This is a genomic window from Deinococcus sp. LM3 (assembly GCF_002017875.1).
Lineage (GTDB): Bacteria > Deinococcota > Deinococci > Deinococcales > Deinococcaceae > Deinococcus.
In genome coordinates, this window is record NZ_MUFV01000001.1 from 445016 (window position 1) to 464744 (window position 19729).

21 protein-coding genes and 1 riboswitch are annotated in these 19729 nt (G+C 70.6%); of the genes, 14 read left to right on the plus strand and 7 right to left on the minus strand.

Annotated features, from left to right (window positions below; translation table 11 throughout):
• Positions 1-45: 45 nt before the first annotated feature.
• Positions 46-1242, minus strand: a complete 1197-nt coding sequence (glp, locus tag BXU09_RS02030; protein WP_078300274.1) for a gephyrin-like molybdotransferase Glp — start codon at positions 1240-1242, stop codon at positions 46-48.
• 62 nt (positions 1243-1304) lie between these two features.
• Between glp and BXU09_RS02035 the strand changes: the two genes are divergently transcribed.
• Both BXU09_RS02035 and BXU09_RS02040 read left to right on the plus strand, forming a co-directional pair.
• On the plus strand, positions 1305-2438 hold the full coding sequence (locus BXU09_RS02035) for a CAP domain-containing protein (protein WP_078300276.1): 1134 nt from the start codon (positions 1305-1307) through the stop codon (positions 2436-2438).
• Between the two features lie 96 nt (positions 2439-2534).
• Positions 2535-3014 carry a peptidylprolyl isomerase gene (locus BXU09_RS02040; RefSeq protein ID WP_055363866.1) on the plus strand — a complete coding sequence of 160 codons (480 nt, stop codon included), beginning with the start codon at positions 2535-2537 and terminating at the stop codon, positions 3012-3014.
• A gap of 84 nt (positions 3015-3098) precedes the next feature.
• On the opposite strand, the gene BXU09_RS02045 is transcribed toward BXU09_RS02040, so the two are convergent.
• The 3 genes from BXU09_RS02045 to BXU09_RS02055 all read right to left on the minus strand — a co-directional run bounded on the left by BXU09_RS02045 (position 3099) and on the right by BXU09_RS02055 (position 5232).
• Positions 3099-3614, minus strand: coding sequence for an HD domain-containing protein (locus tag BXU09_RS02045; RefSeq protein ID WP_078300278.1), 516 nt, complete (start codon positions 3612-3614; stop codon positions 3099-3101).
• A 67-nt stretch (positions 3615-3681) separates the two neighbouring features.
• A complete protein-coding gene (gene trxB / locus BXU09_RS02050; RefSeq protein WP_078300280.1) occupies positions 3682-4665 on the minus strand; it encodes a thioredoxin-disulfide reductase in 984 nt (327 codons plus the stop codon).
• 57 nt (positions 4666-4722) lie between these two features.
• On the minus strand, positions 4723-5232 hold the full coding sequence (locus tag BXU09_RS02055) for a hypothetical protein (RefSeq protein WP_078300282.1): 510 nt from the start codon (positions 5230-5232) through the stop codon (positions 4723-4725).
• 31 nt (positions 5233-5263) lie between these two features.
• On the opposite strand from BXU09_RS02055, the gene BXU09_RS02060 reads away from it, so the two are divergent.
• The 7 genes from BXU09_RS02060 (at position 5264) to BXU09_RS02090 (ending at position 12411) form a co-directional block, all read left to right on the plus strand.
• Positions 5264-6325: a GTP-binding protein gene (locus BXU09_RS02060; RefSeq protein ID WP_078300284.1), complete on the plus strand. Its 1062-nt coding sequence runs from the start codon at positions 5264-5266 to the stop codon at positions 6323-6325.
• Between the two features lie 394 nt (positions 6326-6719).
• The gene (gene rpmB / locus BXU09_RS02065) at positions 6720-6977 is read left to right on the plus strand and encodes a 50S ribosomal protein L28 (protein WP_078300285.1); all 258 of its coding nucleotides are present in this window, start codon (positions 6720-6722) and stop codon (positions 6975-6977) included.
• Complete coding sequence (locus tag BXU09_RS02070) at positions 6974-7900, plus strand: zinc ABC transporter substrate-binding protein (RefSeq protein WP_078300287.1); 927 nt, start codon at positions 6974-6976, stop codon at positions 7898-7900. The genes rpmB and BXU09_RS02070 overlap by 4 nt, the downstream gene beginning before the upstream one ends.
• Before the next feature lie 103 nt (positions 7901-8003).
• The gene (locus BXU09_RS02075; RefSeq protein WP_078300289.1) at positions 8004-8726 is read left to right on the plus strand and encodes a metal ABC transporter ATP-binding protein; all 723 of its coding nucleotides are present in this window, start codon (positions 8004-8006) and stop codon (positions 8724-8726) included.
• Between the two features lie 69 nt (positions 8727-8795).
• Positions 8796-9605, plus strand: coding sequence for a metal ABC transporter permease (locus tag BXU09_RS02080; RefSeq protein ID WP_055363858.1), 810 nt, complete (start codon positions 8796-8798; stop codon positions 9603-9605).
• Positions 9606-9695: 90 nt separating this feature from the next.
• Positions 9696-10508: an SDR family NAD(P)-dependent oxidoreductase gene (locus BXU09_RS02085; protein WP_078300291.1), complete on the plus strand. Its 813-nt coding sequence runs from the start codon at positions 9696-9698 to the stop codon at positions 10506-10508.
• Between the two features lie 280 nt (positions 10509-10788).
• Positions 10789-12411: an ABC-F family ATP-binding cassette domain-containing protein gene (locus BXU09_RS02090; protein ID WP_168174541.1), complete on the plus strand. Its 1623-nt coding sequence runs from the start codon at positions 10789-10791 to the stop codon at positions 12409-12411.
• 60 nt (positions 12412-12471) lie between these two features.
• Here the strand turns inward: BXU09_RS02090 and BXU09_RS02095 are convergent, their stop codons facing one another.
• Positions 12472-14160: a bifunctional metallophosphatase/5'-nucleotidase gene (locus BXU09_RS02095; RefSeq protein WP_078300293.1), complete on the minus strand. Its 1689-nt coding sequence runs from the start codon at positions 14158-14160 to the stop codon at positions 12472-12474.
• 176 nt (positions 14161-14336) lie between these two features.
• Complete coding sequence (locus BXU09_RS02100; RefSeq protein ID WP_055363297.1) at positions 14337-14957, minus strand: nitroreductase family protein; 621 nt, start codon at positions 14955-14957, stop codon at positions 14337-14339.
• A gap of 87 nt (positions 14958-15044) precedes the next feature.
• Between BXU09_RS02100 and BXU09_RS02105 the strand changes: the two genes are divergently transcribed.
• From BXU09_RS02105 to BXU09_RS21295, 4 genes are read left to right on the plus strand one after another with little or no spacing between them, the layout of a single operon-like run.
• Positions 15045-15413: a helix-turn-helix domain-containing protein gene (locus BXU09_RS02105; protein WP_078300295.1), complete on the plus strand. Its 369-nt coding sequence runs from the start codon at positions 15045-15047 to the stop codon at positions 15411-15413.
• A gap of 34 nt (positions 15414-15447) precedes the next feature.
• The gene (locus BXU09_RS02110; RefSeq protein WP_078300297.1) at positions 15448-15693 is read left to right on the plus strand and encodes a hypothetical protein; all 246 of its coding nucleotides are present in this window, start codon (positions 15448-15450) and stop codon (positions 15691-15693) included.
• Positions 15694-15735: 42 nt separating this feature from the next.
• Positions 15736-16092: a hypothetical protein gene (locus BXU09_RS21290; RefSeq protein WP_240500937.1), complete on the plus strand. Its 357-nt coding sequence runs from the start codon at positions 15736-15738 to the stop codon at positions 16090-16092.
• 5 nt (positions 16093-16097) lie between these two features.
• Complete coding sequence (locus tag BXU09_RS21295) at positions 16098-16286, plus strand: hypothetical protein (RefSeq protein ID WP_240500938.1); 189 nt, start codon at positions 16098-16100, stop codon at positions 16284-16286.
• A 211-nt stretch (positions 16287-16497) separates the two neighbouring features.
• On the opposite strand, the gene BXU09_RS02120 is transcribed toward BXU09_RS21295, so the two are convergent.
• Positions 16498-17796 carry a hypothetical protein gene (locus BXU09_RS02120; RefSeq protein ID WP_168174542.1) on the minus strand — a complete coding sequence of 433 codons (1299 nt, stop codon included), beginning with the start codon at positions 17794-17796 and terminating at the stop codon, positions 16498-16500.
• A gap of 187 nt (positions 17797-17983) precedes the next feature.
• Positions 17984-18069, plus strand: a riboswitch (ZMP/ZTP riboswitch).
• Positions 18070-18121: 52 nt separating this feature from the next.
• Here BXU09_RS02120 and purH point away from each other — a divergent pair.
• Positions 18122-19720: a bifunctional phosphoribosylaminoimidazolecarboxamide formyltransferase/IMP cyclohydrolase gene (gene purH / locus BXU09_RS02125; protein WP_078300302.1), complete on the plus strand. Its 1599-nt coding sequence runs from the start codon at positions 18122-18124 to the stop codon at positions 19718-19720.
• Positions 19721-19729: the final 9 nt, after the last annotated feature.

The window sequence follows — 19729 nt, forward strand, 5'->3', positions numbered from 1 at the left end:
GCGGGCGGCGGTTCACTGCAACCTGCCCCCCGTGCCCCGCTCACCTCACAGCAGGATCACGTCCACATCATCCCCAGGCTGGACGGGCTGGCCTTCGGGCACGATGACGAGCGCGCCGGCCTCACTGAGGGACCGGAGGATGCCGCTGCCCTGCTGGCCGTAATCGCTGACCACGCCGTTCTGGAGGGTGGCTCGCCAGAAGGCGGTCTTGTCGGGTAGGGCGCGGAAGGGCGTGGCGGCGCGCAGGCGCAGCGTCTGCGGAGGCTGGCCGGTCAGGGCGGGCCGGACGATGATGTGGAACACCACGAGGCTGCTGACCGGGTTGCCGGGCAGGCCGAAGACGGGCAGGCCGTTCCAGCCGCCCAGGATGGCGGGCCCGCCGGGGCGCATCCGGACCTTCCAGAAGCTCACGCGGCCCTGTTCGACCAGCAGGTCGCGCATGAAGTCGTACTTGCCCATGCTGACGCCGCCGCTGGTGAGCAGCACGTCCGCGCCGCCCGCCCGCTCGATGGCGGCCTGGAGCGCCTCGGGGCTGTCCGGGGCGTGCCCGAGGGGAATGACCTCGCACCCGGCCTCGATCAGCATGGCGCGCAGGCCCACGGAGTTGCTGTCGTACACCTGCCCGGCGGTCAGGGGCTGACCGGGCGGGACAACCTCATCGCCGGTGGACAGCAGCGCCACGCGCAGCGGCGCGAGCACCGGCACCTGCGGGTGCCCCAGCGCGGCGGCCAGCGCCAGCCGGGGCGCGGTCAGCAGGGGCCCGGCGGTCATGACGACCTCGCCCGTGCGGAAGTCGCCGCCCTCGTGGCGCACGTCGCCGGGACTGGCCGGGCGGCGCAGGTGAACTCCGTCCGGCCCGTCGTCGAGAAGCTGTTCGACCGGGCAGATGGCGTCCGCGCCGGGCGGCAGGGGCGCACCCGTGTAGATGCGCACGCACTCGCCCGCGCCGACCGTGCCGGTGAAGGCCGCCCCGGCGCGGCTCTCGCCGATCACGCGCAGGCGCACCGGGGCGTCCGGCGCAGCGCCCAGCGTGTCGGCCTCGCGGGCGGCGATGCCGTCCAGGGCGCTCTCGGTGGCGCTGGGATGGCTGACCAGGGCGCGCAGATCGCCCGCCAGGGTCCGTCCGGCCGCCTGCGCGAGCGGCAGGGTCTCGGTGCGGCGGTCGGGCAGCAGGGCGGCCAGCAGGGTGCGGGCCTCGTCCACGCTGACATGCATGGGGAACGGGGGGAGCGGCGCAGTCATGAAGGCAGGATAGGGGCCGGGCAGGCCTGCCGGTACGCGGCCATCCGTACCATGAGGCATTCATGGACGGTTTCTCCTGGCGGTGGGCGGCGCGGCGGGCCGCGTGGGCGCTCGTCTGGCTGCTGGCCCTGCTGGCTCTGGCGTGGCTGGGCCTGCGGGCGGCCGGGTGGCTGCCCGGACCGCAGGCGGACGCGCCGCCGCCCGCGCCGACCATGTCCGCCCCGGCGACCGCCCCGCTGCCCGGTGGACAGACCGATGGGCAGGCCGCGCCTCCCCTGCCGGACGTGACGCTCCCGCGGCCACCAGCGCCGACGGACAGGACGACCGCCGCACCAGCGCCCCGCCCGGTCCCTCCCGCTGCCTCTGCCCCGGCTGTCGATCCGGCGGTGACCGGGCCTCTGGAGGCCAGTGGGTCGGTCCTGCCTCTCCTGAACCGCCTGCGGGCCGGGGCGGGCGTGGGCGCCGTGCAGGCCGAACCGGACTGGCAGGCGGGCTGCGCGGCACACGCGCGGTATCTGGTGCGAGCCGACCGCGCCGAGCACCGCGAGGAGCCCGCCAGTCCCTTCCGGTCGGCGGCGGGCGAGGCCTGCGCGCCGGGGCATTACTTCGTGTCGTCGCAGCCGGGCAGCGACCTGCGGCGGGCGCTGTCGTACTGGGTGGGCGGCGCGTTTCACCTGCCGCAACTGCTGGACCCGCGCCTGACCCGCGTGGCGTTCGGGGAGGCGCACGACGCGGGCGGGGCGTTCCGGTCGGCGGCCGTGCTGGATGTCCGGCGGGGACTGGTCGTGGCAGACGGTCAGGCGTCGGCCGCTTACCCCGTGCGTTACCCCGGCCCGGAGTCAGGCCTGGATGTGGCCGCATTCCCGGCGAGCGCGTCGGCGGCGGAATGGCCGGACCCACTGGTTCACTGCGGTCTGGGTCAGGCGGGCGCCCCCATCGCGCTGCTGATGGGGCCGGGCGTCACGGTGCGCGGCGCGTCCCTGAAGGTGAACGGGCAGCCTGTCCCGGCGTGCCTGCTGAGCGCCGCCTCGTTCCGGGGAGCCTCGGCGGGCGACACGCAGGTGGGCCGGGGTGTGCTGGGCGCGCAGGGCGCGGGGGTACTGCTGCCGCACGCGCCGCTGCGCGCCGGGGACCGCGTGCAGGTGAGTTTCGGTACCACCGCCGGGCGGGTCGGCTGGAGTTTCGGGGTGCGGTAACGGTTCCCGCCCGCGCCGAGAGGGTACACTCCTGGGGCAGCAGAGCCTGTCCGGCGTTCCCTGACCTCCAGGGACGGACGGGGAAATGGAGACCGCATGAACATTACCCAGGACAAGGTTGTTGAACTCGATTACAAGCTCACCGTGAACGGCGAAATCGTCGATCAGAGCGAACCCGGCGAACCGCTGGTGTACCTGCACGGGCACAGCAACATCATTCCCGGCCTGGAAAGCGCGCTGGAAGGCAAGGCGACCGGCGACAGCCTGCAGGTGACGGTGCAACCCGAGGAAGGCTACGGCCCCCGCGACGAGGACAACATCGAGGACCTGTCCCGCGACGACTTCGAGGACGACATCGAGGTCGGCGAGACGTACTACGCGCAGGCCGAGGACGGCAGCGTGCTGCCCTTTACGGTCATGAACGTGGACGGCGATACCGTGCAGGTGGACTTCAACCACCCCATGGCCGGCATGGTGCTGGACTTCGACGTGACGGTCCTGGCCGTGCGTGACGCCACGGCCGAGGAACTCGAGCACGGCCACGCGCACGCCGACGGCGACCACGACCACGAGTAATCCGCAGCGGGAAGCCTGACTTCCTGAAACGGCGCCGCCTTCCCCAACTGGGAGAGGCGGCGCTGTCCGTGTGCCCTGGGCGGCCTATTCCTGATCGTCGTACAGGTGCAGCAGCGCGGCGTCCGGGTCGCCGCCGGGGTGGTGGTGGCGGGCGACGAGGCGGGCCACGCGGGGGCGCGCTCCGGCGTGCGCGAGGAGCCGCGCGCCGAGTTCCGGGTGGTGCGCGCGGATGCCGATGGCCCCGACGGGCGGCAGCACGCGCGACAGGCGGTTGGGGATCAGGCCGACCAGCACGCGTTCCCACAGCCAGTAGGGGCGCAGGCTCTTGCCGCAGTCGTGCAGCAGGGCGGCGGCGATCAGTTCCGGGTCGGCCTGCGGGTGCTCGCGGATCAGGTGGCGGGTGACGCGGCAGGCGTGTTCACGGTCACGGGGGTCCATGGCGCGGTACACGCGGGCCTCTTCGGGAGTGAGGTGGGTCTGCGCCCAGGGGTCGTCGGGGTGGGCGTCGCTGGCGCGCAGGCTGCGCAGGAGGCGGCGCACCTTGGCCGCGTACCCGTTCGCCTTGCGGCGCAGGCGGCTCATGAAGGTGCGGTGAGGCATGTGCCGAGCATAAGGGAGCGGGACGCCCGGCCACCACCGGAGCGTCCCGCCGCAGGCTGAGGTGTTCTTAATCCGCTGCGGTCTCGGTTTCGAGTTCCAGGGCGGCCAAGGCGCGTTCGGCGCTCATGGCGGCGCGGGTGCCGGCGCCGACGCTGGTGCCCAGCTGGCGGTAGATGTAGTCGCTGACGTCACCGGCGGCGAACAGCATCGGCACACTGGTGTAGATCTCGTCGGTGACGTCCACGTACCCGTCGGGGCGGAGTTTGACGGTGTCCTGCACGAATTCGGTGTTGGGGGTGTGGCCGATGAAGATGAACACGCCGTCGGTGGGCATGTCGTATTCCTCGTTCGTCTTGAGGTTCTTGAGTTTCACGCCGCTGACAGCCTCGTCACCCAGGATCTCGACGGGGGCGGTGTCCCAGACGAATTTCATCTTGGGGTTGGCGAAGGCGCGGGCCTGGGCGACCTTGTTGGCGCGCAGGGTGTCGCGGCGGTGGATCAGGGTGACCTCGTCGGCGAATTTGGTCAGGAACAGGCCTTCCTCGACGGCGGCGTCGCCTCCGCCGATCACGACGACCTTCTTGCCACGGTAGAAGAAGCCGTCGCAGGTGGCGCAGGTGCTGACGCCACGGCCCCAGAAGTCCTGCTCGCCGGGGATGCCCAGGCGTTTGGGGTTGGCGCCGGTGGCGAGGATCACGGCCTTGGCGTGGTAGGTGCCGCTGTAGCCGGTGACGGTGAAGGGGTAGGCGTGTTCGCGGTCGTCGTCGGCGCGGACGATGCTCTGAACCTCGTCCATCTCGATCTTGCCGCCGAATTTCTCGGCCTGCTGCTGCATGCGGCTGGCGAGTTCCATGCCGCTGATGGGTTCGGGGAAGCCGGGGTAGTTCTCGACTTCTTCCGTCTGGGCGATCTGGCCGCCGGGCAGGCCCTTTTCGAGGATCAGGGTGCTGAGGCTGGCGCGGCCGGTGTAGATGGCGGCGGTCAGTCCGGCGGGGCCGCCGCCGACGATCACTACGTCGTAGTGCTGGGTGCTGGGAGTGTTGCCCGTCATGTGTGAAGCGTACCACCGGGCACGTTTGTACATGGTCAGCCACGCACACTTTACTTTTTAAAGCACTTGGCCAGCCTGGACACCCATGCCGGGTACCCAGCCGACCACCGGAACCGGCGGCTGGAACGACAGGCCCGCGCCGCCGGCCGGCCCTCCGCCGCGCAGGTAGGCGCGCCAGGGCTCCAGCGCCCCCACCACCGGGCGGGGCGGGCGGTGCAGGCGCACCAGTTCTTCGCGGTAGCCCTCGCCGTGGCGCGCGGCGATCCAGGCCTCGTGGCTGGCCAGGGCGGCGCGCAGGTGCAGGCGTCCCTGCTGGGGCGGCACGGTGCGCCCGTTCCGGGTGAACGTCTGGGTGCGGCGGTTGAAGTGCAGCGCGCCGCCGGGCAGGTCCAGGGTCAGACCGGCCGAGTGCAGGGTCAGGTGGCCCAGGGTGTACAGGCTGCTGCCCTGCGGGCTGGGGCTCTTGCGAAAGCCGCGCAGGGCCAGGTCGCCCTGGCGGGCATCGAGGCCCAGGAACCAGAACTGGGCGGTCAGGGGGCAGCGTCGGAGGGTGTGGAACCTTGCCATAAAATTGATAATAGAATATCATTATCAGGCTATGGTGACTGTCCCCCCCGTCCGCCCCTCCGTACCCATCACCGTCCTGTGCGGTTTCCTGGGTGCCGGGAAAACCACCCTCCTGAACCACCTGCTCACCCAGACCGAAGGCCAGCGCATCGCCGTGATCGTCAACGAATTCGGCGCCGTGAACATCGACGCCAGCCTGGTCGTCAAGACCGACGAACAGACCATCGAACTCAGCAACGGCTGCATCTGCTGCACCCTGCGCGGCGACCTGCTGCACGCCGTAAACGACCTGCTGGAGGCCCGCGAACTGGACGCCATCCTGATCGAATCCACCGGCATCGGCGAGCCCCTGCCCATCGCGCAGAGTTTCTGCCTGACCCCCGAGGAACTGGAAATCGAACCGGAGGACGGTCAGGCGCCCATTCCCAACCTGCTGGGCCGCGTGCACGTGGACGCCATGATCACGGTCGTGGACACCGCGCAGTTCTTCACGCTCTGGAACCGCCAGGACGCCATCCCCGGCGACGATTTCGAACGCGGCTTCGGGGAACTGCTGGCCGAGCAGCTGGAATTCGCGGACATCGTCGTGCTGAACAAACTCGACCTGGCCCTGCCGGACGACGTGAAGCAGCTGCGCGAACTGGTCGGCATCACCAACCCGCGCGCCCGCGTGCTGGACGCCACCCAGGGCCGCCTGCCCGCCGCAGAGCTGCTGAACACCGGCCTGTTCGACTTCGACCACTCCAGCCAGCTGGACGCCTGGATGACCGAACTGGAAAAGGAGCACACCCCGGAATCCGAGACGTACGGCCTGAGCACCCACATCTACCGCAGTGACCGTCCCTTCGACCCGGACCGCCTGAACGAGGCCCTGACCCTGGGCCTGCCACGCAACGTAATCCGCTCCAAAGGCTGGGTGAACCTCGGCAATGGCGTGGCGACCCTGTGGAACCACACCGGACGGCAACTGGCCCTGGAAACGGCGGGCGAGTGGCTCAGCCCTGACGAGGCCTTCAGCGAACTGGTGTTCATCGGCCGCGACCTCGACAGCGCCGCGCTGGACAGCCTGATGAACGGCGCCCTGCGCGCCTGAGACCTGATACGGATTCCGTTTGTTTCGCTGACAATCCGGAACTTCACCGGATTGCCAGCTCCACGTCCGGAACCCGTTTTTCTCCCACTCGCATCCGCTCGGATTGAACGGTCTTTGCAGCCCATTCAATCGGAGTCCGTATGACTCCGTCACCGTCAGATCAATTTCTGTTGCGTGATTGCCCCCTCACCCTTCCGTCGCTCCGCTCCACTGCTTCACAGCTCTGCGAGTCCCTCCCTCTCTGCTGCGCAGCTCTACGAGTCCCACTGGGGAGAGGGGAAAACGGAAGTCATTCGAGCGATCAGCGATTCAGTTCCATCCTGTCAGCCCCTGTGCCGGAACGTGCGCTGCTGAACCTTTCCCCCACCCCCAGACGTGATAAGGAGATATCAATATGAGTCGTGAATGCTACCTGACCGGCAAGAAGAACCTCGTGGTGAACAGCGTGACCCGCCGCGGCAAGGCCCGCGCGCAGGGCGGCGTGGGCCGCAAGGTCACCGGCGTGACCAAACGCGTGCAGCGCGCCAACCTGCTGAAGAAAGCCATCCGCGAGACCGTGAACGGCAAGAGCACCGAGAAAACCGTCTGGCTCAGCGCCAACGCCCTGCGCACCCTCAGCCGCGGCCCCTACAAGGGCATCGAACTGCTGTGAAACGCCCCACGCTGCTGATCCCTGCGCTGCTGCTGGCCGCCTGCGCCGCGCCCACTGCGCAGGCCGCACCCCTACAGGTCAGCGCCACGACCACCATCATCGCGGACTTCGTGCAGGTCGTCGGCGGCAGCCGCGTGCAGGTGAACGTCATCGTTCCCGCCGGGGCCGACACGCACTCCTTCCAGCCCACCACCGGCGCCATCCGTAGCCTCGCGCAGAGCCGCGCGCTGTTCGCCAACGGCGCGGGCCTGGAACCCTGGCTGCCCAAACTGAAAGCCAGCGCCCCCAGAGTCCCGGTGAAGGAACTGACCGCCGGCCTGAAACTCCACGAGGCCGACCACGAAGAACACGGCGACGGGCACGCGGACGAACATGCCGGCGAACACGGCCCGCTCGACCCGCACGCCTGGTGGGACGCCACGCTGGCCGCCGGGTACGTGAAAAACGCCCAGGCCACCCTGACGCAACTGGACCCCGCCGGGAAAGTCACGTACGCGAAGAATGCCGCCGCCTACCTGAAAGCCCTGGGCGCCGCCGACGCCTACGCGAAAAAACAGTTCGCCAGCATTCCCGCCGCGCGGCGCGTGATCGTCACCAACCACGACAGTCTCGGCTACTTCGCCGAGCGCTACGGCCTGCGCGTCGTGGGCGCCGTCATCCCCGGCGTGGGCACCGAACGCGAACCCAGCGCCCGTGAACTCGCGACCCTGGCGCAGGCCATGAAGAAAGCGGGCGCCCGGGTGATCTTCACCGAGAACACCGTTAACGCCCGCCTCGCCCAGACGCTGTCCCGCGAGACCGGCGCGCGCGTCGCCCCGCCCCTGTACACCGACGCCCTCGGCGCCAGGGGCAGCAGCGGCGACACCTACCTGAAAGCGTTCCGGACGAACGTGGACATCATGGTGAAGGCCCTGAAGGGCTGACCGTCAGCGGGAGCGGCGGGTGGAGGCGTGGCCCACGTCCCCATCCGTCTTCCTTTTGATTCTGCGCTCGCAACATCACCGCGCGAGGGGGTATGCTGGTCTGATGCTGGGCGTCGAGAACCTGACCGTGAAGTACGGGCCGCAGACGGCCCTGGAGAACGCCAGCGTCCGTTTCGAGGCCGGCACGTTCAGCGCCATCATCGGCCCGAACGGCGCGGGCAAGAGCACGCTGCTCAAGACGCTGGTGGGCCTGCTGCCGGACCACGCGGACGCCGTGCGCTTCGACGAGGGCCACAGCGCCCGCTCGTGCATCAGTTACGTGCCGCAGCAGCAGACGCTCGACTGGGGCTTTCCCGTAACCGTCTGGGACGTCGCCATGATGGGCCGCACCGGCCGCCTGGGCTGGCTGCACTGGCCGGGCCGCAAGGATCGGCAGATCGTGGAAGGCGCCCTGAAAGAAACCGGGGTGTACGACCTGCGCGGCCGGCACATCGGGGCGCTGTCCGGCGGGCAGCGGCAACGGGTGCTGCTGGCCCGCATGCTGGCCCGCCAGGGGCACCTGCTGCTGCTGGACGAACCCCTGACCGGCGTGGACGCCGCCACGCAGGAAACCCTGATGGGCCTGCTGCGCGCGCAGGCCGACAGGGGCCGCGCGGTCGTGATGGTCACGCACGACCTGGAACAGGCGCGGCGCTGGTGCGACCATCTGGTCCTCGTGAACCGCCGCGTGATCGCCGACGGCACGCCCGAACAGGTGTACACCACCCAGAACATCGAGGCGACGTTCAGCACCAGCTTCCTGGGCCATACGCACGCCGAGGCGTGAGGCGGATGGTTGATAGTTGATGGAACACGTACGCGCGCCGACCACCTTCCTGCACCTCCGAGGCTTCCCTTGCACCTGCTGACCGACCCCCTCCAGTTTGCCTTCTTCAACCGCGCGCTGATCGCCGTGATCCTCGTCAGCGTCCTGTGCGCCCTCGTCGGCGCGTGGGTCGTGCTGCGCGGCCTGAGTTACATCGGGGACGCCATGAGCCACGCCGTGTTCCCCGGCATCGTCGGCGCGTTCCTGACCGGCGGGAACCTGCTGCTCGGCGCACTGATCGCCGCCGTCCTCACGGCCCTCGGCATCGGCGCGGTCGGACGGCAGAGCGGCCTGAAACAGGACAGCGCCATCGGCATCGTGTTCGTCGGCATGTTCGCGCTGGGCGTCGTGATGCTGTCCCGCGCGCCCACCTTCACCACCGACCTCAGCAACTTCCTGATCGGCAACCCCCTGGGCGTCACGCCCGCCGACCTGTGGGGCGCGCTGGCCGTCACGCTCGTCGTGGGCGGCATCCTGACCGCCATCCAGAAGGAACTGCTGCTCGCGTCCTTCGACCCCACCGAGGCCCGCGCCGTCGGTCTCCCGGTGCGCCGCCTGGAGAGCCTGCTGCTGATCCTGATCGGCCTCGTGGTCGTCCTGACCGTGCAGCTCGTCGGGACGACCCTCAGCGTCAGCCTGCTCATCACGTCCAGCGCCGCCGCGCGCCTGCTGGCCCGCAGTCTCAAGAAGATGATGCTGCTGGCCGCGCTGCTCGGCACCGTCGGCGGCGTCACGGGCCTGTACATCAGCTACTACGCCAACACCGCCCCCGGCGCGACCATCGTCCTCGTGAACACCGCCATCTTCCTGACCGCACTCGCCTTCCGCAGGCGGGAGTGACCGGCACTTCCTGCCCACAACGCCGCCCCCTTCCGATCTGGCAGGGGGCGGTCTTCATGATTCCCTCTCCCCTGCCGTAGCCTGTGCGTCATGACGACTTTGCAGCGGTTCACAGGCAGGACAGTGCTCATCACGGGGGCGGGGGGTGGGATCGGTGCGGCCCTGGCGCACCGGTATGCCGCAGAGGGAGCGTGCGTGGCCGTGAACGACGTGAACGAGGCGGCGGCGCAGGCGGTCGTGGGCGCCCTGACGGCGGCGGGCGCGCAGGCGCTGAGCGTGCCGGGCGACGTGAGTGTGCGCGACGGCGTGGAGGCGATCTTCGCGGCGACCGAGGCGACGCTGGGGCCGGTGGACGTGCTCGTGAACAACGCGGCGCTCACGAGTGACCAGCGGCACTTCCTGAATGCCGATGAGGACTGGTGGGATCTGTTCCTGCGTGTGAACCTCAAGAGCGTGTTCCTGTGCAGCCACCGCGCGGCGCGGGGCATGGCGGCGCGGCGGCGCGGCGTGATCCTGAACGTGTCGAGCGGCGGCGCGACCCGCTCGCACCGGGGCTTCACGTCGTACGACGCGGCCAAGGGCGGCGTGGAGGCGTTCACGCGGGCGCTGGCGCTGGACATGGCACCGTACGGGGTGCGGGTGAACGGGATCACGCCGGGCTTCATCAACACCTACGGCCTGGAAGGCGAGGATCTGGCGCAGCGGGAGAAGACCGTGCCGCTGGGCCGCTACGGCACCGCCGAGGACCTGACGGGCGCGGCGGCGTTCCTCGCGTCGGACGACGCGGCGTACGTGACGGGGCAGTTCGTGGTCGTGGACGGCGGGGTGCTGGTGCAGCAGCGCAGCGCGAACGTGGACACCTTCCCCCTCAGCAACTTCCCGGACGTGCCCGCCGAAGGGTGAACCCCCTCACCCCAGCCCTCTCCCCTGGGGAGAGGGAGTCGCAGACCTGCGAAGCAGTGGAGCGGAGCGCCGGAAGGGTGAGGGGTCCCTCCGCCATCCGGCGCATGTTCCCGCCGCGCGGCGCGTGGTACGGTCGGCCCTGACCGCCGGGGTTGCCCGGCTGCTCTGCCCTCCGCTCATTCAAAGGACTACCCCCGCCTTGCGCCTGTAACCCCTGACTGCCGTGTTCCGAGTTGCCGCCTGCTGCGTGTGGGCTGGCCTGTCCCGTCAGGGGGATGACATGTTGTTGATGGCAAGTGGGGTCGCGCGGTCGTTCGCGGACCATGTGGTGTTCTCGGGTGTGGAGCTGACCGTGGGGGCCGGGGAGCGGCCGGCGCTGGTCGGCGAGAACGGCAGTGGCAAGAGCACGCTGCTGAGGGTGCTGGCGGGGCTGGACGCGCCGGATGCGGGCGTGGTGACCCGCGCAGGCCGGGTGGCGCTGCTGGCGCAGGCGCAGTCACTGGGCGGATCGCTGCCGGGCGGATCGGTGCTGGAGGCGGTGACGCCCCCGGCACTGGCACGGGCGCAGGTGGTGTTCGACGCGGCCTCGGCGGCGCTGTCGGGCGGGTCGGAGGCGGCGCTGCTGGCCTTCGCGGACGCCGAGGAAGCCTACCGGCTCGCGGGTGGCTACGACTTCCCGGGGCGGGCGGCGGCGGTGCTGGCCGGGCTGGGTCTGGACGCCGGGGCGCGGGCGGACCGGCTGTCGGGCGGGCAGGCGCGGCGGGTGCTGCTGGCGGCGCTGCTGCTGTCCCCGGCGGACGTGTACCTGCTGGACGAGCCCACGAACCACCTCGACGCGGAGGGCGCGGCGTGGCTGCGCGACTGGATCCGGGCGTCGGGAGCCGCGTTCGTGCTGGCCAGTCATGACCGGGCGTTCCTGGATGAGGTGGCGACCGGCGTGGCGGAACTGGAACGCGGCACGCTGACCGTGTACCCCGGCACGTACTCGGAGGCGATGGCCCTGAAAGCCACGCTGCGGGGGGCGCAGGCCCGTGATTTCGAAGCGTACCGCCGCAAACGCGCCGCGCTGGACGAGGAGCGGGCGCGGCGGGCCAGCCGGGCGCGGAGTGCCGGGCAGTACAACCACCGGCGCGCCAGCGATGGGGACAAACTCCTGGCGAAGGGCAAGGCGCAGAACGCGCAGGCGGTGAATGCCTCGGTGGCCCGGCGGCTGGAGCGGCAGATCGAACGGGCGGACGCGGACGCCACGCCCAAACCCCACGAGGATCACCGTCAGGTGCGGCTGACGCTGCCGCCCGTGCCGCCGGGGCCGCTGGAGGTGCTGACCGTCCGGAACCTGGGCGTGACGCGCGGCTCAGGGGTGGTGCTGTCCGGCGTGAACCTGCACGTGCGGCGTGGTGACCGGGTGGCCCTGACCGGCCCGAACGGTGGCGGCAAGAGTACGCTGCTGCGCGCCCTGCTGGGCGAGGTGCCGCACGCGGGGGCGGTGACCTGGGGCGCGGGCCTGACCGTCAGCCTGACCGGGCAGCACGGCGAGGAACTGCTCGGCCTGTGCACGGTGGGGGACGCGCTGCTGGACGCCAATCCCCTGCTGACCCCGCACCAGCTGCACGAGGTCGCGGCGGCGCTGGAGGTGCCGGGCGGCCCGGCCTTCCCCCTCTCCGGGCTGTCGGGCGGGCAGCGCACCCGCCTGAGCCTCGCGCGGCTGAGCGTCACGCGCGCGCAGGTGCTGCTGCTGGACGAACCCACCAACCACCTGGACGTGCGGGCCATCGAGGCGCTCGAGGCGCTGCTGCTGGACTTTCCGGGCACGCTGCTGCTCGCCAGTCATGACCGGCGGCTGGTGGAACGGGTCGCCACGCGCGAGTGGCGCGTCGGGGGCGGCCGGGTGCAGGAGGCGTGAGGCGGCCGCAATAAAACAGAGGCCGCACGGGGGCGGCCTCCTGTCATCTTGCGTCCAGGTTCAGTTCAGGCGCTTGATGCGTTCGGTGGTGTCGGGGGTGACGGTGCCGCTGGTCAGGAAGGCGCGGAAGGCGTCGATGTCCAGGTCGCCGCCCAGGCGGTTCGTACCCTGCGCGAAGGTGGTGAAGCCGTCGCCGCCGTCGGCGAGGAAGTTGTTCAGCACGACGCGGTAGCTGGCGGCGGGGTCGATGGCCTGGCCGTTCAGTTTGATCTCGCTGACCTTGTCGCCCTTGGCCTTGGCGTTGTCCCAGGTGTACGTGAAGCCCCGGCTGACCTGCAGCAGGCGGTTGCTGCCGGCCGAGGGGTTGTCGAACTGCTGCTCGAGCGCGGCCTTGATCTGCGCGCCGGTCAGGGTGATGACGGTCAGGATGTTCCCGAAGGGCTGCACGGTGAAGGCGTCGCCGTACGTGACCTGCTTGCTGGCGTTGGGGACGTTCACGGGCAGGTCGGCGCGGATGCCGCCGGGGTTCATGAACGCGATGACGGCGCCGCCCTTGGTGGCGGGCGCGGCGGCGGCGAGCTGGCTGTCGGCGATGACGCGGCCCAGCAGGCTCTCGCCGTTGGGGGCGGCGGCGCGGGTGATCTGCTCGACGCCCAGCGTGGCGATCACGGTGCGGGAGATGGGGTCGGTCAGGTCCTTGGCCTTCTGGACCAGGGCGGTCATGGCGGCGTCCTTGGGGGTCTTGGCGGCGTCCACGACGACGTTGCTGGCGCGGATGGCGGTCACGCGGTTGGCGCGGGTGTCGATGGTCATGTCCAGGCGCTGCAGCAGGTGGCCCAGGGCGTCACCCTGGATCACGGTGCGGTCCTTGCCGTCCGGGCCGGGCACCAGGCAGTTGTAGCCGCGGTGGGTGTGGCCGGTCATGATGGCGCTGACAGCCGGATCGAGGTTCTTGGCGATGTCCACGATGGGGCCGGTGAGGGTCTTGCAGTTGACGATGTCGAAGGCATCGCCGCTGGTGCCGCCCTGGTGGACGAGCGCGACGATGGCGTCGGCGCCCATGCGCTTGATGGCGGGGATGGCGGCGTTGATGCTCTTGACCTCGTCCTCGAATTTCAGGCCGGCGACCCCGGCGGGCGTGACGACGGTGGGCGTGTCTTTCAGGACCGCTCCGACGAAGGCGACCTTGGCGCTACCGACCTGCACGATCTTGTAGGCGGGCAGGGCGGGCTGGCCGGTCTTCTCGTCGATGACGTTCGCGGCGATGTAGGGGAACTTGGCGCCCTCGAAGGTGTTGTTGAATTTGCAGGCCTTGGCGGCGTCGTTGCTGTTGCAGCCGCCCTTCTGGTAGCGCTGCAGTTCGGCGAAGCCGTAGTCGAATTCGTGGTTGCCGACGACGTTGACGGCCATGCCCAGGCCGTTCAGGGCGCCAATGGTGGGTTCGTCGCGCAGCAGGCCGCTGATCAGGGGGCTGGCGCCGGTCATGTCGCCCACGCCCACGAAGACGGTGTTGGGGTTGGCCTTGCGGGCCTCGGCGAGGATGCCGCCGATGGCCTCGACGCCGCCGGCCTGGACGGTCAGGGTCTTGGTGCGGTCGGCGGGGTCAGGCACGCGGAAGCTGGTGGGCAGCAGGTTGCCGTGGAAGTCGTTCACGCCGATCACGGTGACGTCCACCGTGGAAGGGCCGAGAATCATGGAGCAGCTGCTGAGGCTGAGGGCGGCGCCGATCAGAAGGAGATTGTTTTTCATGCGCCGTTCATTGTAACGCGGTGATCGTCTGCCCTGGGTCAGAGCCGTGACCGGCAGGCGGCACCCGGCAGGACAGGTCGGCCGCCTCCGGTGTGGAAGCGGCCGACCTGTAGGTTCAGCGCTGGGGTGCGCCCGCGAGCGCGGGCCCGGCACCCCGGATCAGTGCGGCGCGGAGTTCAGTAGAACTTGGTGATGCGCTCGACGCTGTGGCGGTGGTGGGGGAAGCCTTCCTCGGCGCGCTTGCCGACGGGCAGCAGGCCGGCGAACTGGACGTGCTCGGGCAGGCCCAGGATTTCCTTGACCCGGTCGGGCTGGAAGCCCAGCATGGGCACGGTGTCGTAGCCGAGGCCACGGGCAGCGATCATCACGAAGGCGAAGGCGATGTTCGCCTGGCTCAGGCCCCACTGGCCGCGCTGGGCGACGTCCTGGCCGCCAAAGGCGCCGTCGAAGGTCTTGCGCTGGCCTTCGCGGCCGGCTTCGCCCATGCCGGGATGCGCGGTTTCCTCGACGGTGGCCAGGGTGTCTTCCATGTCGCTGTACACGACGATGACGGCGGGGGCGTTGGTGACCTGACCCTGGCCGTAGGAGGCGTCCTGAAGCTGCTGCTTGATGGCGGCGTCCTGCACGACGGCGAAGCGCCAGGTCTGGGCGTTCCAGGCGCTGGGGGCGAGGCTGGCGAGGCGCAGGATCTCGTGCAGGTCGTCCTGGTTGATGGGCTCCTGGACGTACTTGCGGATGCTGCGGCGGGTCTCGATGGCTTCTTTGACGTTCAGGGTCTGGGGGATGGTCGCGGTCATGGACTCACGCTATGTCAATCACTTTGAAAAGTCAAGCGGTGTGAGATCCGTCATGATCTGGTCAGCCACGCGGTGTAAACTCCAGCTATGAGCGAACACACTGGATTCTGCCCGGTCTACCGGGCCATCGGGGTGTTGCAGGAGAAATGGGTGCTGCACATCGTCCGCGCCCTGCTCGACGGCGAGAAGGGCTTCAACGAACTCGCACGGGCCGTCGGCGGCTGCAACAGCGCCACCCTCACGCAGCGCCTCGAGCACCTCGAGCAACTCGAACTGATCAACAAACGCACCGAGGACAGCCACGGTAAACTGGCCCGCAGCGTCTACACCCTCACCCCCGCTGGCCGCGAACTGCAGAGCGTCATAGACGCCATCGACGGCTGGGCCAAGACGCACCTGAACGCCCCCGTCACCCCCACGGGCACTGTCTCGCCCGCCGAACCCACTCCCTGCTGAATCCGCAGGGCGCCCCGCGCACCCGGAGGTCCCCATGCTGGCTTTCATCCTGCTGATCGTCCTGCCCGCCGCCCTGATCGCCCTGTCGTTCCGGATGCGGCCACTGGTCCCGGCCGACGAGGGGCCCCGCGACGTGCTGGGCGTCAATCTGGCCTCCGGGGGGCTGTTCGGCAGTCACGGTCTGGCGGCCGATCCCCGCAGCGTCCGCGAGGACACCGAGCCCGTGCGTTTCGACCTGAGCGGGCTGCCCGCCCGGCCCGACCCGCGCGAGCGTGAATGAACGGCGAACGCCGCCGCCCGCACCGCCCGTTACCCTGAGCGCATGAGCATCAAGGATAACTTCACGTCCGAAGAGTGGTTCAAGATCATGACCGGACCCGGCCGGGCCGGCGCGGCCGTCATGGCCGCCAGCCCCAGTGGCCTGACCGGCCTGATCGCCGAGGCGCGCGCCATCTCGGACGCCACCCGCGAGAGCGTGAGCGCCGCGACCCGCACCCCGCTGCTGGAGGCCATGGCCGCCGACATGCTCGGCACCGCCCCCGACGCGCAACCCCCCAGGAACGCGCCCGCAACGCCGGGGAAGCCCGCGACCAGAGCCTTCAGGCCGTCCGGCAGGCGGCGTGGCTGGTCAGCGCCAAGGCCAGCCCGGACGACAACGCCGCCTACCGCCAGATGCTGATGCGCGTGGCGGAACGCACCGCGAACGCCGCCAAGGAGGGCGGGTTCCTGGGCATCGGCGGGAAGCTGGTCGACGAGAAGGAACAGGAAGTGCTGGACGAACTGCGCCGCCTGCTGTTCCCGGACGGAATGGCCGCCACCACCGCCTCCGACATGCCCGCCCCCGCCCCGGACGGCAGCGGCAACAGCGGCTGATACGGACTCCGATTGAATGGGCTTTGCAGCCCATTCAATCCGAGCGGAGCGAGTAGGAGAAAAACGGGTTCCGGACGTAGAGCTGACAGATCGGTGGTGTTCCGATCTGTCAGCGAAACAAACGGAATCCGTATGAATCCGGCACGGACCGGCAGCGGGGCGCGGAGGGACAGACCTCTTGCGCCCCGCTGCCGTTCAGCAGGCCTGCCGATCAGCTTTCCGGCTGCTCTGCCCCGACCGTCTGGGCGCGGGTTTCCTCGATGCGTTCGTTCATCAGGTCACGGAAGGCCTGCTCGTGGGGGGTGCCGGCGTCCAGCTGGGTGCCGGTGGACGCCATGACGTGCTCGCGGCCGTCGCCGCGCAGGTAGACCGCGCCGCGCTCGCGGTGACTGACCCGCCAGCGGTTCAGGTCGTCGAGCGCCGCGTCGAAAGCTCCGCGCGCGCGGCTGCCCCCCCAGTCCAGGACGGCCGCGCGGATCACGTTCCGGTGCGGCTCCCAGGCGTTCAGCAGCGCCCGCTGCGGCGGCGTCATGTACGTGCGCGAGTGCCGGATGGCGCGGCCCAGGTTCGAGTCGAACGGCACGCCCAGCGCCAGGTCCGCGACCTGCGTGCCGCCCAGTTGCAGGCCGCTGGCTCCCTCCAGCGCCGGGCCGTCCGGTATTCCGTCCACGGGCAGACCCCAGCCGAAGGTCGGCTGGATGAACACCCGCCACAGGTCGCTGCGCACCACCCGGAACCGCATCAGGGTGTTGATCTGGCGGGTCATGGCCTGCACGGCGGCGTGCAGCGCCTCCAGGGCCGTTTCCAGCGCGGGGCGGTCCTGCTGGTGCGCGGCGGCCAGCGCCTGCGCGGCGGCGCTCAGGACCGCCTGTCCGCGCGCCTCGGTCAGCACGAAGGTCTGGATCCACAGGTCCAGCTGCCCCGCGAGGTCCCGGTCGTCCCCGGCGGGCGAGGCGTGCCAGTTGTGCGCGATCCGTACCTGCCCGGCCTGCACCTGATCGGCGTGGTACGGCTGGCCGGGCGGCAGGGCGTCCGAGCGCCAGTTCAGGTACTTCAGGGTGTGCATGGTGCCGCAGGCCGGCAGGTCGTGCGCGGCGCTCAGGTCGCGGAACAGGGCGTGCAGGTGCGGCGGGAACTCTGGCCGTTCCTGAAAGCGGGCGGGCGCGACCGGCACGGCGTTCCAGCGGTACAGGTGCATCAGGATCGCCGTGGCCGAGAGAAGCGCCTCCTGCTGCGCGGCGCTCAGCTGCCGGGCGTCGTCCCGGCGGTCGCCCAGGGCCACGTCGATGTCCAGCAGGGCCGCGCGCACGCCGCCCCCCTGGTACGCGGGGGCCAGCGCCGCCGGCGCGTCCAGCAGCCCCTGGAACGGCGCGGGCAGGTTCAGCAGGGGCGCGGTGGGCGGCAGGAACCCGGTCCGGGCCAGCGGCCGGAACAGCGTCAGCAGCTCTGGAATCCCGGCGGGCGGGGCGTCCGGCAGGGGCGCGGCAGGGTGGGCGTGCGGGTGAGGCAAGAGGATCTCCGGTCAGGCAGCCGCAGGAAACGGCCGGGAGGGAACAGGCATCCGGAAACGCCATTCACGGCGGGGCGGCCAGGAACTTCAGTGTAGCCGGGCCGCTCCGGACGCGGGACGCAACCTCGCCCGGCCCCCTGTCTGCGTCTGCCGGACCCCGCCGGGAGTGAACCCGGTATGCTGCGGCGAGCGCGGGGGCGACTGGCGCTGAACGTGGGCTGACCACGGGGGAGCCTCCGGAAGAGTGAATGATCGCGCGCCTGGGTCGAACGGCTCCCTGTCGGTGGGAACCGTTCGCGTTTTTCTGGTACTGGGAGGAAGGCACATGACGCAGCACGGCACGGAATTGGGCGGGCAGGGCACGGGGCAGGGGCGGAAACGGGCGCTGATTTCGGTCAGTGACAAGACGGGCGTGGTGGAGTTCGCGCGGCAACTGGAGGCGCGCGGCTGGGAGATCCTGAGTACCGGCGGCACATACGCCAGCATTGTGGCGGCGGGCGTCGCGGCGCGGCAGGTGAGTGACGTGACGGGCTTCCCGGAGATGCTGGACGGCCGCGTGAAGACGCTGCACCCGGCCGTGCACGGCGGGATCCTGGCGCGGCGTGAACCCGGTCACCTGGGGCAGCTGGACGCGCACGGGATCGGCGCCATCGATCTGGTGTGCGTGAACCTGTACCCGTTCCGGGAGACGGTGGCGCGCGGCGCGGCGTTCGACGAGGCCATCGAGAACATCGACATCGGCGGCCCGGCCATGATCCGCTCGGCCGCGAAGAACCACGCGGGCGTGCTGGTCCTCGTGGACCCCGCCGACTACCCGGTGGCGCTTCAGGACGACGTGAGCGCTGCCGACCGGCAGCGGCTGGCCGCCAAGGCGTACCGGCACACCAGCGAGTACGACGCGGCCATCACCGCGTACCTGGAAGGCCGCAGCGACGAGCTGCCCACCGCGCTGCCCGGCACGCTGACCCTGAACCTCAGCCGGGCTGCCGGGGTCCGCTACGGCGAGAACCCGCACCAACCGGGCGCGATCTACCGTCTGGGCGGCGCGGTCGGGCCGGTCATCGACGCGCAGGTCGTGGCGGGCAAACCCATGAGCTTCAACAACTACGCTGACGCGGACGCCGCATGGGCGCTGTGCCAGGAACTCGCGGCGCAGGAGACGCAGGCGCAGCACGGCGACCCGGTGGCGGTGTGCGTGGCCGTCAAGCACGCCAACCCCTGCGGCGTGGCCGTCGCGGACGACGTGAAAACCGCCTGGGAACGCGCCCGTGACGCCGACACCCTCAGCGTGTTCGGCGGCGTGGTCGCCGTCAGCGCGCCCGTGACGCTGGAGGCGGCGCAGGCGACGCGCGGCACCTTCCTGGAAGTGCTGATCGCGCCCGAAGTCACGCCCGAGGCCGCCGCGTGGTTCGCGGAGAAGAAACCGGACCTGCGCGTGCTGGTGGCCGCCGCGCCGCAGGGCGTGAGCGTGCTGGACGTGCGCCCCCTGACCGGCGGCTTCGCCGTGCAGGAACGCGACGCCCGCCCCTGGGACGACCTGTGCCCGGAAGTCGTCACGGCCCGCCAGCCCACCGATCAGGAGTGGCATGACCTGCGCTTCGCGTGGGCGGTCGTGAAGAACGCCCGCAGCAACGCCGTGGTCCTGGCGCGCGGCGGCGTGACGGTCGGCCTGGGCGCCGGGGCGGTCAGCCGCATCTGGGCGGCCGAGCGGGCCGTGGCGAACGCCGGCGAGCGGGCACAGGGAGCCGTGCTGACCAGCGAGGCGTTCTTCCCGTTCGACGACGTGGTGCGCCTCGCCGCGGGCGCGGGCGTCACCGCGATCCTGCAACCCGGCGGCGCCAAACGCGACCCCGAGGTGATCGCCGCCTGCAACGAACTGGGCATCAGCATGGTGTTCACGGGCAGCCGCCACTTCCGGCACTGACCGCCGACA

What these genes read in the sequence shown, in the direction of transcription:
- glp (WP_078300274.1), bottom strand. Translation starts at nt 1,242, where the DNA reads ATGACTGCGCCGCTCCCCCCGTTCCCCATGCATGTCAGCGTGGACGAG.
- BXU09_RS02100 (WP_055363297.1), bottom strand. Translation starts at nt 14,957, where the DNA reads ATGACCGCGACCATCCCCCAGACCCTGAACGTCAAAGAAGCCATCGAG.
- rpmB (WP_078300285.1), top strand. Translation starts at nt 6,720, where the DNA reads ATGAGTCGTGAATGCTACCTGACCGGCAAGAAGAACCTCGTGGTGAAC.
- trxB (WP_078300280.1), bottom strand. Translation starts at nt 4,665, where the DNA reads ATGACGGGCAACACTCCCAGCACCCAGCACTACGACGTAGTGATCGTC.
- BXU09_RS02085 (WP_078300291.1), top strand. Translation starts at nt 9,696, where the DNA reads ATGACGACTTTGCAGCGGTTCACAGGCAGGACAGTGCTCATCACGGGG.
- purH (WP_078300302.1), top strand. Translation starts at nt 18,122, where the DNA reads ATGACGCAGCACGGCACGGAATTGGGCGGGCAGGGCACGGGGCAGGGG.
- BXU09_RS02090 (WP_168174541.1), top strand. Translation starts at nt 10,789, where the DNA reads ATGTTGTTGATGGCAAGTGGGGTCGCGCGGTCGTTCGCGGACCATGTG.
- BXU09_RS02055 (WP_078300282.1), bottom strand. Translation starts at nt 5,232, where the DNA reads ATGGCAAGGTTCCACACCCTCCGACGCTGCCCCCTGACCGCCCAGTTC.
- BXU09_RS02060 (WP_078300284.1), top strand. Translation starts at nt 5,264, where the DNA reads ATGGTGACTGTCCCCCCCGTCCGCCCCTCCGTACCCATCACCGTCCTG.
- BXU09_RS02035 (WP_078300276.1), top strand. Translation starts at nt 1,305, where the DNA reads ATGGACGGTTTCTCCTGGCGGTGGGCGGCGCGGCGGGCCGCGTGGGCG.
- BXU09_RS02075 (WP_078300289.1), top strand. Translation starts at nt 8,004, where the DNA reads ATGCTGGGCGTCGAGAACCTGACCGTGAAGTACGGGCCGCAGACGGCC.
- BXU09_RS02045 (WP_078300278.1), bottom strand. Translation starts at nt 3,614, where the DNA reads ATGCCTCACCGCACCTTCATGAGCCGCCTGCGCCGCAAGGCGAACGGG.
- BXU09_RS02095 (WP_078300293.1), bottom strand. Translation starts at nt 14,160, where the DNA reads ATGAAAAACAATCTCCTTCTGATCGGCGCCGCCCTCAGCCTCAGCAGC.
- BXU09_RS02110 (WP_078300297.1), top strand. Translation starts at nt 15,448, where the DNA reads ATGCTGGCTTTCATCCTGCTGATCGTCCTGCCCGCCGCCCTGATCGCC.
- BXU09_RS02040 (WP_055363866.1), top strand. Translation starts at nt 2,535, where the DNA reads ATGAACATTACCCAGGACAAGGTTGTTGAACTCGATTACAAGCTCACC.
- BXU09_RS02105 (WP_078300295.1), top strand. Translation starts at nt 15,045, where the DNA reads ATGAGCGAACACACTGGATTCTGCCCGGTCTACCGGGCCATCGGGGTG.
- BXU09_RS21290 (WP_240500937.1), top strand. Translation starts at nt 15,736, where the DNA reads ATGAGCATCAAGGATAACTTCACGTCCGAAGAGTGGTTCAAGATCATG.